General features: G+C 38.8%; 15 protein-coding genes. 12 read left to right on the top strand and 3 right to left on the bottom strand.

Features of this window, described 5'->3' with window-relative positions:
* Positions 1-153 (top strand): transposase (locus A2U94_RS20765; RefSeq protein WP_156482263.1); only part of this gene is annotated, 153 nt, incomplete at its 5' end.
* Positions 154-252: 99 nt separating this feature from the next.
* Here A2U94_RS20765 and A2U94_RS14805 read toward each other — a convergent pair.
* Positions 253-1,158 carry a COX15/CtaA family protein gene (locus A2U94_RS14805; RefSeq protein WP_025907324.1) on the bottom strand — a complete coding sequence of 302 codons (906 nt, stop codon included), beginning with the start codon at positions 1,156-1,158 and terminating at the stop codon, positions 253-255.
* A 691-nt stretch (positions 1,159-1,849) separates the two neighbouring features.
* On the opposite strand from A2U94_RS14805, the gene coxB reads away from it, so the two are divergent.
* The 5 genes from coxB (at position 1,850) to ctaG (ending at position 6,766) form a co-directional block, all read left to right on the top strand.
* The gene (gene coxB, locus A2U94_RS14800; RefSeq protein ID WP_025907326.1) at positions 1,850-2,905 is read left to right on the top strand and encodes a cytochrome c oxidase subunit II; all 1,056 of its coding nucleotides are present in this window, start codon (positions 1,850-1,852) and stop codon (positions 2,903-2,905) included.
* A 34-nt stretch (positions 2,906-2,939) separates the two neighbouring features.
* Positions 2,940-4,802, top strand: a complete 1,863-nt coding sequence (ctaD, locus tag A2U94_RS14795) for a cytochrome c oxidase subunit I (protein WP_035319793.1) — start codon at positions 2,940-2,942, stop codon at positions 4,800-4,802.
* Between the two features lie 2 nt (positions 4,803-4,804).
* The gene (locus A2U94_RS14790) at positions 4,805-5,425 is read left to right on the top strand and encodes a cytochrome (ubi)quinol oxidase subunit III (protein WP_025907328.1); all 621 of its coding nucleotides are present in this window, start codon (positions 4,805-4,807) and stop codon (positions 5,423-5,425) included.
* A gap of 4 nt (positions 5,426-5,429) precedes the next feature.
* Complete coding sequence (gene ctaF / locus A2U94_RS14785; protein WP_025907330.1) at positions 5,430-5,765, top strand: cytochrome c oxidase subunit IVB; 336 nt, start codon at positions 5,430-5,432, stop codon at positions 5,763-5,765.
* 74 nt (positions 5,766-5,839) lie between these two features.
* Positions 5,840-6,766 (top strand): cytochrome c oxidase assembly factor CtaG, encoded by a 927-nt coding sequence (gene ctaG / locus A2U94_RS14780; protein WP_035319795.1) that lies wholly within the window; start codon positions 5,840-5,842, stop codon positions 6,764-6,766.
* A gap of 35 nt (positions 6,767-6,801) precedes the next feature.
* On the opposite strand, the gene A2U94_RS14775 is transcribed toward ctaG, so the two are convergent.
* The gene (locus tag A2U94_RS14775; protein ID WP_025907334.1) at positions 6,802-7,164 is read right to left on the bottom strand and encodes a YugN family protein; all 363 of its coding nucleotides are present in this window, start codon (positions 7,162-7,164) and stop codon (positions 6,802-6,804) included.
* A 172-nt stretch (positions 7,165-7,336) separates the two neighbouring features.
* Between A2U94_RS14775 and A2U94_RS14770 the strand changes: the two genes are divergently transcribed.
* From A2U94_RS14770 to A2U94_RS14755, 4 genes are all read left to right on the top strand, one after another.
* On the top strand, positions 7,337-7,756 hold the full coding sequence (locus A2U94_RS14770) for a CBS domain-containing protein (RefSeq protein WP_025907336.1): 420 nt from the start codon (positions 7,337-7,339) through the stop codon (positions 7,754-7,756).
* A 141-nt stretch (positions 7,757-7,897) separates the two neighbouring features.
* Positions 7,898-8,923 carry a CAP domain-containing protein gene (locus tag A2U94_RS14765; protein ID WP_231882769.1) on the top strand — a complete coding sequence of 342 codons (1,026 nt, stop codon included), beginning with the start codon at positions 7,898-7,900 and terminating at the stop codon, positions 8,921-8,923.
* Between the two features lie 68 nt (positions 8,924-8,991).
* Positions 8,992-9,759, top strand: coding sequence for a sporulation protein YpjB (locus tag A2U94_RS14760; protein WP_025907340.1), 768 nt, complete (start codon positions 8,992-8,994; stop codon positions 9,757-9,759).
* A gap of 62 nt (positions 9,760-9,821) precedes the next feature.
* Entirely contained in the window at positions 9,822-10,499 is a 678-nt protein-coding gene (locus A2U94_RS14755; protein ID WP_025907342.1) for a zinc metallopeptidase, read from the top strand.
* Between the two features lie 296 nt (positions 10,500-10,795).
* Here A2U94_RS14755 and A2U94_RS14750 read toward each other — a convergent pair whose 3' ends face one another.
* On the bottom strand, positions 10,796-11,665 hold the full coding sequence (locus A2U94_RS14750) for a YitT family protein (RefSeq protein WP_035319798.1): 870 nt from the start codon (positions 11,663-11,665) through the stop codon (positions 10,796-10,798).
* 304 nt (positions 11,666-11,969) lie between these two features.
* Between A2U94_RS14750 and A2U94_RS14745 the strand changes: the two genes are divergently transcribed.
* Positions 11,970-12,299: a nucleotide pyrophosphohydrolase gene (locus A2U94_RS14745; RefSeq protein ID WP_025907345.1), complete on the top strand. Its 330-nt coding sequence runs from the start codon at positions 11,970-11,972 to the stop codon at positions 12,297-12,299.
* Positions 12,300-12,312: 13 nt separating this feature from the next.
* Positions 12,313-13,113, top strand: a complete 801-nt coding sequence (gene dapB / locus A2U94_RS14740; RefSeq protein WP_025907346.1) for a 4-hydroxy-tetrahydrodipicolinate reductase — start codon at positions 12,313-12,315, stop codon at positions 13,111-13,113.
* The last annotated feature ends 5 nt before the right edge of the window (positions 13,114-13,118 follow it).

Genomic DNA, 13,118 nt, shown 5'->3' with positions numbered 1-13,118 from the left:
CAACGTAAAATGGACGTGGAGCCAGTTTTTGGATTCTTGAAGGCTAATTTAGGTTTCACACGATTTTCTGTTCGTGGGAAATCCAAAGTCGAAAACGAAACCGGCCTCGCACTAATGGCCGTGAATATACGAAAATATGTGGCAAGGGGGTGAGATCTTGCCTTTATATCTTTAAAATAATTGAAAAAAGGCGAAGTCGCACCGGCGACTTCACCTTTTTTCGATTATAGAGACCTTTTGTCCCAGCCTCTTTTATTTTGTTCTTTTACTGCGAGTAGCAAGAAGTGTCAAGTAACTTAAGACCCCAAATAATAGAGAAATAATTAGTGCGTGGGCTAAAGCTAGTCCTAAGTTTAGGCGAGTAACAACAACTAACATACCTGAAATGGCCTGCATTGTTACTAACACTAAAGCAATTAGCCAACTATAATAAATATTCTTCTGGTCACGGTAGTGCTTAAACGCGTGAATAAACGCAATTAAAATCCAAACGAAAATTAAGGTTGCAGCAGTTCGGTGTCCCATTTGAATCCATTGGTTAATATCACCTGGTAACCAGCCAGCTGCATTGGAACAGAACGGAATATCGGGACAAGCTAAGCTTGCTTCTTTATGGCGTACTAGCGCTCCTGTATAGACGACAACGTACGTATAAAGAATAGATCCATAAATATGTTTTTTCATCGTTGAACCAATGACGACGCTATCAGCATCAAACTTCTTATCTACCTCAAAAATGATGAGAGTTAATAGGAGAACAGATGCAAATGAAATAAGTGAAATTCCAAAATGTAGTGCAAGTACGGCATCTGATTGTCCCCACATAACCGCAGCAGCACCGATTAACGCTTGTAGCACTAAGAAGAAAAACGAGATAAAAGCAAGTGGTCTTACTTCACGAATATGTCCTAGTGCAATCCAAGCCCACACACAGAGTAAAAGTACTAAGATGCCTGAAGCACCTGATACAAGTCTGTGACTAAGTTCAATGACGAGTTCAAATGTTATGTTGCTGGGAATCAATTCACCGTTACATAGAGGCCAAGAGTCGCCACAGCCATCTCCTGATCCAGTTTTGGTTACAAGTGCTCCCCCAAGTAAAATCAGGAGCATTGCTAACGTTACAATAACAGAAAGCCCTTTTAATCCACGTTTCAATGTATTCACCTTCCTAAAGTATGATAATTAGTCCGCTAAACGTTTCCTTTAGACAGGAAGACGAATGGAAGTACATGACTTACTAGTTTAAGGTTTCGTTGAAAAAGTTCGAATAAACTCCCATAAGCATGTATTCATTTGTTATAATGGTAGAAAGTGTAAGGTTGTATTGCTAGAAAGATAAGTTATTAAACTCATTCGACAAGATACAACACCTTATTCTACTTATAATAGTATACAATAATCAAGTATAAGATAGGGTTTTGTACAAGGTGACAAAAAAAATCCATATTTATTTCAAAAAAATTTCACATAAACTTTCCAAAATATGCTTTAATAAACAGGAGAAATATAGTAATTTACATCTTTACATGTTCATGCATCAGGCTGTAAGATTTCAGAAATCTAAAACAAATGTGAAATATTTGTGAATAGATGATTTTTGTGATGTCAAAACTGTAAACGGATTCTTCATACCACTGCTTCAACAACATATGCTTACCTAAAGAGGCCGCTAAGAAGTCATCTATTTTGCGTAACGAGCTCCTAGACACCGTAGTCCTACATAAAAATTTAAATACAGGGGATTTCTTCTAATCTAGAATTTATCATAGAAGGAAGAAAGTTTATTCATAGCAGCTTCTGTTATGAATAAGAAAATCACGTCCATGAAAGAGAGGTTGAAAAAGCTATGAGAAAATGGCGATTAAACTTTCGTGTTTTATCGTTGTTTAGTCTGGTAGCCGTGCTATTAGCTGGCTGCGGAGAGCCTTTTTTATCAACGCTTCGTCCTGCAGGTGAAGTGGCAGAAAAGCAGTATTCACTTATGCTGCTTAGTACAGCAATTATGGTTCTTGTAATTATTGTTGTTGCAATCATCTTTGTGTATGTAGTTGTGCGTTTTAAACGCCGCAAAGGTGAGGAAGATGTGATTCCAAAACAAGTAGAAGGAAACCACAAGTTAGAAATTCTTTGGACTGTTATTCCTATTATTCTACTTGTCATCCTAGCAGTTCCCACAGTAGCTGATACGTTTAAATTAGCTGATGTGAAAGGAATGGAAAAGGAAGACGCAATTGTCGTCAATGTAAGAGCTAACTTGTATTGGTGGGAGTTTGAATACCCAAACCAAAAAATCATTACATCCCAAGATCTTGTTGTACCAACAGATACAAAAGTGTATTTTAACGTGAAAGCCTCAGATGTCAAACACTCCTTTTGGATTCCTTCAGTGGGCGGAAAAGTAGATACGAATACAGAGAATGAGAACAAGTTTTGGCTTGTGTTTGATTCAGAAAAGGCTGAAAGCGCTAACGGTCTTTTTTATGGGAAGTGTGCAGAGCTATGTGGTCCATCTCACGCCTATATGGATTTCAAAGTTAAAGCCCTTCCAAGTGAAGAGTTTGATACATGGGTTAGCGATATTAAAGATGTAAAACCAGACGTATCGACAGCTTCAGCAAAAGCGGGAGAGGAAATCTTTACAGAAAGCTGTATTGGCTGTCACGCTGTTGAAGCGCAGGATGGTCGACCAGAACAAGCGCGTCAGGCTCCAAATCTAGCTGGATTTGCAGATCGTGAGCGTATTGCAGGTGTTTTAGAACATAATGAAGAAAATTTAAAACAATGGCTCAAAAACCCTGAAGAAATTAAGCCAGGAAACAAAATGAGTAATACATATCCTGACTTAACAGATGAACAAGTCGATCAGCTAACCGAGTATTTATTGGAGCTGAAAGAAAAATAAACGGTAATTAGCTTTCAAAAGGGGAGGTCTAGCTATGAGTACGCTCACTCAAAAAAGGGGTATAGGGGCGACAATATGGGACTACTTAACAACCGTTGACCATAAAAAAATCGCCATTTTGTATTTAATTGCGGGAGGTTTTTTCTTCATAGTTGGAGGAATCGAAGCACTTTTTATTCGAATTCAACTGGCTATTCCTGAAAATAACTTTGTCGCGATGGGAACATATAATGAAATCTTAACAATGCACGGCACAACGATGATTTTCTTAGCAGCTATGCCGCTGTTGTTTGCGCTAATGAACGCAGTTGTGCCACTTCAAATTGGCGCTCGTGACGTAGCGTTTCCATTTTTAAACGCACTTGGCTTTTGGCTATTTGCTTTTGGTGGATTGTTTCTAAACTTAAGCTGGTTTATAGGAGGTGGAGCACCTGATGCAGGCTGGACATCATACGCTTCACTATCACTAGCATCGCCTACACACGGAATTGATTTTTACGCATTAGGTCTGCAAATTTCCGGTGCTGGAACGCTGATTGCGGGTATTAACTTTCTTGTTACAATTATTAACATGAGAGCACCTGGTATGACTTACATGAGAATGCCCCTCTTTACGTGGACTACGTTTGTGGCATCAGCACTTATTTTATTTGCATTTCCTGCTTTAACTGTTGGATTATTTTTAATGATTTTTGATCGCTTGTTTGGTGGGAATTTCTTTGATCCAACGATGGGTGGAAACACAATTATTTGGGAACACTTATTTTGGATTTTCGGACATCCAGAAGTATACATACTAATCTTACCGGCCTTTGGAGTTTTTTCAGAAATTTTACCGACGTTTGCAAGAAAAAGACTGTTCGGATACTCTTCTATGGTATTTGCAACAGTGCTGATTGGGTTTTTAGGATTCATGGTTTGGGCTCACCATATGTTTACAACAGGCCTTGGACCAATCGCAAATGCAATTTTCGCAGTAGCGACGATGGCAATTGCTGTACCGACAGGAATTAAGATTTTTAACTGGTTGTTTACACTTTGGGGAGGAAGCATTGAATTTACATCACCAATGCTGTACTCTGTAGCGTTTATTCCATCGTTTGTTATCGGTGGTGTAACAGGTGTTATGCTTGCTGCGGCACCAGCAGACTATCAGTTCCATGATACGTATTTCGTTGTTGCTCACTTTCACTACGTTATTGTAGGTGGAGTTGTGTACGCTCTATTTGCAGGAGCCACGTTTTGGTGGCCGAAAATGTTTGGGCGTATGCTTAATGAAACGCTTAGCAAGATTACGTTTTGGCTGTTTTTTATCGGTTTCCACTTAACGTTCTTTATTCAACATTTCTTAGGTTTAATGGGTATGCCTCGTCGTGTAGCAACTTTTTTACCAGGACAGGGCTTGGATCTTGGAAATGCAATCAGCTCAGCTGGAGCCATTTTTATGGCCTTGGCAACCATTGTACTGATTATCAACGTCATCAAAACAAGCATCAATGGACCAAAAGCAGAAGGCGATGCGTGGGGAGAAGGTCGTACGCTGGAGTGGGCGATTTCATCACCGCCTCCAGAATATAACTTTAAACAAACGCCGCTTGTGCGTGGATTAGACACATTCTGGTTAGAAAAACGTGCCGGAAACAAAGAGGGCATTACGCCTGCTGAGCCGCTTGGTGATATTCATATGCCAAACTCATCAATCATTCCGTTTATTATTTCTCTTGGTCTGTTTGTTTCAGCATTTGGCTTTTTGTTCCGCAATGACCATGGCTGGGGAGATCTAGTTGGAATTATAGGATTAGTGATTACCTTTATCTCTATGTTCTTCCGTTCGTGGATTGATGATCATGGCTATCATATTCATAAAGAAGATTTGCTTGATGAGGAGGCGAAATAAAGATGGAAGCAGAACAAAAATTAACGCCTGAAACTTTTCCAGATTCGCCTGAGAAATCAACCCTTGAAGGGAAAAATAAGTTCATAGGATTTTGGCTTTTTCTTGGGGGAGAAACCGTACTTTTTGCTTCGTTGTTTGCAACGTATTTAGCGTTGAGAAATTCAACGCATACAGGCCCAAAAGCAGAAGAATTATTTGATATTACGCTTGTATTTATTGCCACAATGATTTTATTAACAAGTTCATTAACAAGCGTATATGCAATGTATCATATGAAGAACTTTAACTATAAGAAGATGCAGCTTTGGATGTGGATTACTTGGCTGTTAGGGTTCGCTTTCTTACTATTAGAGATTTATGAGTTTAAGCATTATGTTCATGAAGGCCATACGTTTACGAGCAGTGCGTTTGGATCTGCATTTTATGCCTTGGTAGGAACGCACGGAGCGCACGTAACGTTTGGATTATTGTGGATTGGCTCATTGCTTATCCGTAACTCAAAGCGTGGCTTAAGTCTATACAATGCGCCAAAATTTTATGTAGCAAGCTTATACTGGCATTTCATTGATGTTGTATGGGTGTTTATTTTTACAGTTGTATACTTAATGGGAATGGTGGGATGAAGAGATGACAACAAATCATTCTGACACAGGTAACCCAAAGGTAGACTTACAGTATCGTAAGAAGAAAAACGCTGAAGACATGCGAATGCAGTTAATCTCGTTTGCGTTAATGATTTTCCTTACGCTCATAGCTTTTTTTGCCGTATGGAGCGATAGCTTTAGCGGATGGTTTACCGTACCAGTTATTATTTTGTTAGCAGTTGTGCAAGTTATCTTTCAGCTTTATTACTTTATGCATATGAATCATAAAGGACATGAAGTGCCAACGATGTTTCTATATTCAGGAGTGCTTGTAGCACTTATAACGGTTTGGGCATTTGTTACAATTATTTGGTGGTAAGTAAAGAAGAGCTAGCGCTTGCTAGCTCTTTTCAAGCATGTACTATTCGCAATTGAGTAAAGGAGGGACGGATTGTGATTGATAATTTAAGAATGTTTGGATTCGAAGCGTTATGGAGTCCGTATTTTTTCTTCGTTATTTGTGCGGTGACAGTTGTTTATTTATTGTTCACAGGTCCGTATCGATATAAAATTGAAGGAAGTAAAGAAGTTGATCGTAAAACAAAAGCGTTTTTTGTATTTGGAATGGCGCTGCTATACATATGCAAAGGCGGTCCGCTAGATTTACTAGGGCACTTGATGTTTAGTGCACATATGGCCCAAATGGCGCTGGTTTATTTAGCTATTCCACCTTTACTTATTCTGGGAATACCGCCGTGGATGGCGCGATTACTGATTCATCAAAAAGGCATTAAGCCAGTGTTTCACTTTTTAACAAAGCCGCTCATTGCTTTACTTGTCTTTAACGGATTATTCTCTCTTTATCATATACCGCTTGTGTTTGACACTGTGAAGACAGATATGACGCTTCACGCAATTATTAGCATTTTGCTGTTTATAGCTTCTTTTTGCATGTGGTGGCCACTTTTAAACAAGCTGGAGGAGTATCAGACGTTAAACGGTGTGAAAAAAATTGGCTACATTTTTGCTGATGGGATGTTGTTAACGCCTGCTTGTGCGTTAATTATATTTGCTGATACGTCGCTATATGCCACGTATACTGATTCGCAGGCGTGGGTGAATGCTTTAGCCCTTTGCGTATCCCCGGATGTTATTCAAGCGATGGGCGCATTAGCCCCAGAAATGTTTAACGTATTGCCTCCGGTAGAAGACCAGCAGCTTGGGGGAGTCATCATGAAAATTATTCAAGAGATTGTATATGGGATTATTCTTGGCTACACCTTTTTCCGGTGGGCGAAGAAAGAGCGTGAAAAAGATAAGAAGCAGGAAATGGAACTTGATGCAGGTTATGATGCTTCATCTCCGATTTCTTCTCAATAAAAAGAGTGCTTACAGGATTGTAAGCACTCTTTTTATTAGGAAGCCTGAACGCTTTGAAGTTCGGAATGAATTTGGCTTAAAATTCGCTTGCATTGATCAACCAGTGTAGAAGGGAAATTTTCTTCTTCTCCATATTCTACGCCGTGCGGATAATAGTGTTTGCCAAGCAGAGGCGTCATAAATTGAATCAACGCATGCCTGCCGCCAATGTCCCCTTCAGCAGCATATCCTTGTACGCGTAAATAAAAGGTATGGTGCTGAATTTCAAACTTGCGATCATATGTTACCCGCTCGTAATCCCACTGTCCAGCTCGCACTAGTCCAAATCGGCTCATAATCTCATCGGCATGCTCTAAATCAACTCTTACATCAGTAAAATCCATATCTTCTAGTTTCATTACAGTTCCCCCTTTAAACCAAATGTTTCTCCCATTTTCATCATAGTATGATTGGATAAAACTTGCAATGTTTATCCAGATTTTCAGTTGAAAAGACCAAGAAATTGTAAATAACGTGAAAGATTTTTTGAAAAACGGTCAAAATAACGTTGAATGTAAAGGAGGAGATTCTATGAAATGTGTTCGTGATGTAATGACAACAGACGTTGAAACGTGTACCACGTTAGATAATGTATACGAAGTTGCATTAAAGATGAAAGAATTAAACGTTGGTAGTATTCCAATTGTTGATCAAGACCGATTAATTGGATTAATAACTGATCGAGACTTAGTTATTCGAGGTATTGCTGAAAAGAAGCCCAATTCCAGTAAAGTAACCGAGGTAATGAGTGATAAACTAGTAACGGTATCGGGCGAATCAACGGTAGAAGAAGCTGTGGAAATTATGGCCAATCATCAAATCAGAAGGCTTCCAGTTGTAGAAGGAAACAAGCTTATTGGCGTTGTCGCTTTAGGAGATTTATCTACGTATCGCTTTACAGATGAACAAGCTGGTCAAGCTCTTTCTCGTATTTCCAATCAACTTCATTAATCCAGGAAAAGCTGTCGCCACCAAAGGGTGTTGATAGCTTTTTTATTAGCTATTTTCACGTCATTACATGTATAATAACTATACGAACTCTTGAAGATGTAAGGAGAGGAACTGACGCTGAAAAAAGTTATATTTGTTCTCGTGTTAATCGTTGCATTTGTATACGCTGATGAATATATCCCTTTATTGGAGCAGTATGTAAATGAATCAGCACAGGAAGAGGTTTCAAATAATGAGACTATAAATGACCGTGCGGTTGAAACGGCTGCACCAGAAATAGAAGGGGAAAACGTTATTGATTTGATTGGTCTACATCCTGAACAAGTCATGGGAATGTATGGAGAACCAACCCGTGTTGATCCTTCTGCTTACGGATATGATTGGTGGGTGTATAAAACCGATGATCATTCCTACATGCAGGTAGGGATAGATGGTGACCGAGTGGTGAGCGTGTATTCTATTGGTCAAAACGTAAATACCGCACCATTTGTGATTGGTCAATCTCGATCTGAAGTAGCCAAAGCTGTTAAAATTGAGCGAGAAGTTGAATTGAGAGAAGGGCTCGATTATTATCGTTTTCAACTCAATGACGAAGATTTAAAAATGCGCCCATTAGTAAAGTATGATGGTGTATATATCCAGCTTTATTTTGATCAATTTTTAAATACATTATCAAGTATCCGCGTCATGGATAGTGAAACTTTAATGAAGCAAAAGCCGTATGAAGTAATGTATAGAGGGAGTTTCCCTGAAGTACCATCACTTTCTCAAGAAGAGTGGAAAGAGATTGAAGATGGAGCTTCTCAACAAATTATCGACTTGACGAACGTTATTAGAAAGCGCCATGGAAAAGAGGCATTATCGTGGGATGAAGATACGGCGAAAGTAGCTTATTTACACAGCAAAGAAATGAGCGATTTAGAATATTTTGCTCATGAGTCTCCAGTTCAAGGAGATCTAGGAAATCGTCTGCAAAAAGGAGACGTCTTGTATCGAACAGCTGGTGAAAACATTGCATCTAACTATACGGATGGTCCTGCTGCGGTTGAAGGCTGGTTAAATAGTGAAGGTCACCGTAAGGCGATTTTAAATAATGATTTTACGCATCTTGGTGTTGGCGTGTATGAAAAGTTTTATACGCAAAACTTTATTACCCCTTTGAAGTAGGGATTTAATAGGTCTACTCTTGTCCTATTCCTCATAAGTTTCTAATAGAAGCTAGAGGAGGGACAAGAATGAACAAGAAAATATCTGTCATCGCCATGCTTATTTTTTTACTATTAACAACATCAGTTAATGCGGCTACACAGCAATCTTGGGATAAGTTAAATGAACTTGCTGATGAAACATTAGACCTTGCTCAGCAGGAAAAATATGATGAAGCGCGTGATTTAATGAAACAATTTTCACATGAAGTTTCAAGCGTAAATATACATGATTTAGATTTATCCACTAAAGAGTATCAAGTGCTGGTAGTAACAGCTCAAAATGTTGAAAGAGCACTGGACGATGAAAATAGTGACCCTGTAAATACAGCATTACAGTTTCGGTTACTAGTTGATGCTTTATCAAGTGAATACCAACCTCTTTGGACAGAAATGGAAAAAGAAGTTATTACCACGTTTCAAGATATGAAAATGAGTATATCAAAAGGTGAAGATGGGCAGTATCAAGAAGAGCTTCAAAGTTTACTACAAGCCTATGAATTGATTTCTCCAAGTGTTCAAGTCGATGTTGATGATAAGGATATTGAACGTGTTGAACAGCATATTGAAGATTTAAAGCAAGATGATGCAATGGTGATGTCTTCACAAGAATTAGTAGCAGCAGAAGAAGATTTTCAGTCTCTGTTTGAACATTTAAAAGAAGATAAGGTAGATCCATCACTTATATGGGTCATGATTACGACAGGAAGTATTATTGTATTTACTTTATCGTATGTTGGTTTTCGTAAGTATCGAGCAGAGCGTGTTCGCAAGGCTGAGCCGGAGCGAAATGATTGACGGACATATTCGAATTGTCTAAAATGAAAATGTACCAACCATACAAGTAAAGGAGTGTGCATATGGGGTTTTTGGTTTATTTTCTCATCATTATTTTAGTGCCGATTTGGGCACAGTTTAAAGTGAAAAGTGCTTATAAAAAATATTCAAAAGTAAGCAGTTCTTCTGGAATGACAGGTGCTGAAGTGGCACGACGTATCTTGGACGAAAACGGCTTGTACAACGTTCAAGTTGAGCCAGTTCGCGGCGTGTTGTCTGACCACTACGATCCACGTTCAAAAGTAGTACGATTATCTGAAGATAACTACTTCGGAACATCTGTAGCAGGCGCAGCGGTAGCAGCCCATGAAGTAGGGCACGCAATTCAAGACGATGAAAACTATTCGTTCTTACGCATGCGTCATGCCTTAGTACCAGTAGCTAACATCGGATCAAACTTTTCATGGATTTTAATCATGATTGGTATCTTTGCTCAGATGAGCGGCCTATTGTTGCTAGGGATTGTGTTTATGGCAGCAGCAGTTTTATTCCAGGTCGTAACGCTTCCAGTTGAGTTTAACGCCTCAAATCGCGCGATGAACCTTCTCGTATCAAGCGGTGTAATTCGCAACGACGAAGAGCGTGAGACGCGAAAAGTACTAAACGCAGCAGCTTTAACATACGTTGCAGCAGCAGCGGTTGCAGTACTAGAGCTTGTGCGTTTAATCTTAATTTACACAGGAATGAACAACGAAGATTAATTGAAATGAGGCTGGGACATAAGTAATTCAGCCAATATTAAACCTGAACGGTTGAGAGTTCTTCACTTTTAATCGTTCAGGTTTTTTGTTGATTGTGAAAACAGGATGGAATGGAGCGTAGGACACTCGACTCCTGCGAGAAAGAGAGGAAGCTCAGGTTCCTCCCCGCGGAAAGCGAGTGGCCGTAGCGCAATGGAATAAACTTGTTCTGACAACGTAAAGAGGTGAGAAAAGCGAGTGTTCGTCTTTTTGGAAATTTGTTTTGTTATGTCCCACCCTCATTTTGTATGTACGATTTAACGTTCTAACGGCTTTTTATTTTCATCCAATGTAAAACCCTCACCTAGTACATCGTGAACGTCACTCACCGCTACAAACGCGTATGGGTCAACAGAAGTGATGACCTGTTTTAATCGAAAGACTTCATTTTTACTTACAACACAGTACAATACGTTAGTTTCTTGTTTAGAATAGGATCCTTGGCCTTTTAAAATAGTCACTCCACGATCCATTTCCTGCATGATTTTTGCTGAGATCTCTTCGTTACGAGCAGAGATAATGGTTGCTCCTTTTGCGGCGTAAGCTCCGTCTTGAATAAAATCAATGACTCTAGCAGCGACAAATACGGCTACGAGCGTATACATTGCCTCTGTATAGGTTAGGTAATAGATAAGAGAGGTAATAATAACAAGAAAATCGAATAAAAACATTGTTTTTCCCATGTTCCACCCAATATATTTCTGAACGAGACGAGCGATAATATCAACTCCACCCGTTGTCCCTCCGTATCTAAAAATAATTCCAAGCCCCACTCCAATAAATACACCTGCAAATAGAGCTGCAAGCGTCATATCATTTTTTAAAGGCATATCGACTGGAAAGCGCTGAAAAATCCATAAGAAAACAGAAAGGCTGATAACGCCTAGTATGGTGTAGTAAAATGAGGTTCGTCCTAACAGCTTCCATCCGACAAAGAATAGTGGAATATTAAGCACTAAGTTTGAATAGGAAGGGTCGATGTTAAATAAAAAGTATAAAAGCAGTGTAATACCAGTAAAACCGCCTTCTGCTAAGTTGTTTTGCATGTTAAAATTCACAAGTCCAAATCCAAAAATAGCCGAACCTAACAAAATAAAAAAGATATTCTTGAACTTTAGTCCTTTCACAATAGAAAACCTCCTTCTATAAACATGAATACATTCTTTCCTATCATACTAAATGGATAAGAGAAATGTCATCGTCCAAATGAACCGTCCAAAGCGCTTTGTTTGTATCATACACGTTTAAATATTGAATCATGCACGGCTAAAGAGAATAGCTTTATTCATTTATAATGTTTGTTAATCAAACTTTTCTATTAAGAAATTTAGGGAAGAGATGTTATAATATGAAGTTGAATGTACAAAAAAATAAAAGGTAAATACTTATTATGCAATGAGAGAGGCATAGAAGGTAAAGAGGTGAATACATATGGCAGATAAATCAATGAAGGTTATGCAGGCTGAAGTTGATCAATATATTGGACAGTTTAAAGAAGGCTACTTTAGCCCCTTGGCGATGTTGGCTCGTATGACTGAAGAAGTTGGAGAGTTATCTCGTGAAATTAATCATTATTACGGAGAAAAGCCTAAAAAGACAACAGAAGCAGAGCGGACAGTTGAAGAAGAAATGGGCGATATTTTATTTGTATTAATTTGCTTTGCCAATTCGTTAAATATTGATTTAGAAGAAGCACATAATCGCGTTATGCAGAAATTTAATACGCGGGATAAAGATCGTTGGACAAAAATTGATGAATAAGGAGAGAATTAACATGAAAAAAACTCGAATTATACTTGCAGGCCCTCGTGGGAGAATGGGAAAAGAAGCTGTGACCCTAATTCAAGAAACAGAAGCGTTTGAATTAGTAGCTGCTGTTGATCGTATTCATGAAGGGAAGTTAATTAGCGACTTAGAAGGAATGCCAAATGTTCAAGCTCCTATCTTTACAGATATTGAAAAATGCTTCCAAACTGTTGAAGCTGATGTATTAGTTGATTTAACAACGCCTGAAATTGGAAGAGTACATACGAAAAAAGCGTTAGAATACGGCATCCGTCCAGTAGTCGGAACGACAGGTTTTTCCGAAGCAGATTTAGCGGAATTAAAAGAATTAGCAGAAGAAAAAGGAATTGGCTGTATCATTGCTCCAAACTTTGCGATTGGTGCTATTTTAATGATGAAGTTCTCTCAAATGGCAGCTAAATATTTTGACGATGTTGAAATTATTGAGCTTCACCATGATCAAAAATTAGACGCACCTTCTGGAACAGGGTTAAAAACAGCAGAGCTCATTAGTGAAGTTCGTGAAACGAAAAAGCAAGGTCACTCAGAGGAAAAAGAAATTTTAGCAGGTGCAAGAGGAGCTACATATGACGGCATTCATCTTCATAGCGTACGCTTGCCAGGATTAATTGCTCACCAGGAAGTATTATTTGGTGGCTTTGGACAAGGATTAAAGATTCGTCATGATTCGTATAATCGTGCGTCCTTCATGTCTGGCGTGAAGCTCGCGGTTGAAGCGGTAATAAATATTGATACGCTTGTATATGGTTTGGAAAATATTATTGAGTAAGGAGA

The organism is Bacillus sp. VT 712, from assembly GCF_001614195.1.
In the GTDB taxonomy this organism is placed as follows: domain Bacteria; phylum Bacillota; class Bacilli; order Bacillales; family Bacillaceae_H; genus Priestia; species Priestia flexa.
This window is presented reverse-complemented; position numbering and strand designations above follow the sequence as displayed.